This window comes from Rhodococcus sp. UNC363MFTsu5.1, from assembly GCF_000686785.1.
Classification (GTDB): Bacteria; Actinomycetota; Actinomycetes; order Mycobacteriales; family Mycobacteriaceae; genus Rhodococcus_G; species Rhodococcus_G maanshanensis.
Genome location: NZ_JMLO01000071.1, coordinates 1 through 1071, shown reverse-complemented (window position 1 = coordinate 1071; position 1071 = coordinate 1). Strand labels below are relative to the sequence as shown.

Genomic DNA, 1071 nt, shown 5'->3' with positions numbered 1-1071 from the left:
GCGGTTGAGTTGAAGGCGACTGTTGCTCCGGCTGCTTCGGGCACGGTGCAGTTCAAGGACGGCGCCACCAATATCGGTGGCCCGGTCACCCTCGCGGGCGGTGTGGCGACCCTGTCCCACACGTTTGATGCTGCGGGTGCGAAGTCGATCACCGCTGTGTATTCGGGTGGTGCCGGTTTCACGGGTTCGACCTCTGCTGCTGCGACGGTGACGGTGTCGGTGCCGGATGAGGCGACGACCACCACGATCACGGTTCCGGCGACGGCGAATGTGGGTGCTGCGGTTGAGTTGAAGGCGACTGTGTCGCCTGCTGCTGCGGGTGGCACGGTGCAGTTCAAGGACGGCGCCACCAATATCGGTGGCCCGGTCACCCTCGCGGGCGGCGTGGCGACCCTGTCCCACACGTTTGATGCTGCGGGTGCGAAGTCGATCACCGCTGTGTATTCGGGTGGAGCCGGTTTCACGGGTTCGACGTCTCCTGCGGCGACGGTGACGGTGTCGGTTGCTGATGTGGCGACGACGACGCAGTTGACGGTTCCGGCGACTGCGTTCGTGGGTGCGGCTGTGGATCTGAAGGCGACGGTCTCGCCTGCTCCCGCGGGTGGCACTGTGCAGTTCAAGAACGGTGATCTGGCGCTGGGTGCTCCGGTGAATGTGGTGGACGGTAAGGCGGTTCTGTCGCATACGTTCGCTGCTGCTGGTGCGCATGCGATTTCGGCGGTGTTCTCGGGTGCTCCCGGTTTCCTTGGTTCGGCGTCTGCTGTGCAGTCGGTGTCGGTTCCGGTGCCGGATGTGGTGACGTCGATTGCGTTGACGGCGCCGGCGACTGCGGATCGTGGTGTGGTGGTGGAGTTCTCGGCGACGGTGTCGCCGACCCCGAACGGTGGGACGGTGCAGTTCAAGGACGGCTCGACCCCGATCGGTGGTCCGGTGAATGTGGTCGACGGTAAGGCGAAGCTGTCGCACACCTTCGACTCGGCGGGTGCGCATTCGATTACGGCGTCGTACTCCGGGTTCGCGGGTTTCTCGGGTGCGGGTTCGCAGGCGAGCACGGTGACGGTGGCCGGTGCC

Annotated in this window: 1 protein-coding gene; it reads left to right on the top strand. The window is 65.5% G+C overall.

The features are described 5' to 3' along the window. A partial coding sequence (locus BR31_RS0125155; RefSeq protein ID WP_027503358.1) for an Ig-like domain-containing protein occupies window positions 1-1071 on the top strand: 1071 nt, incomplete at both ends.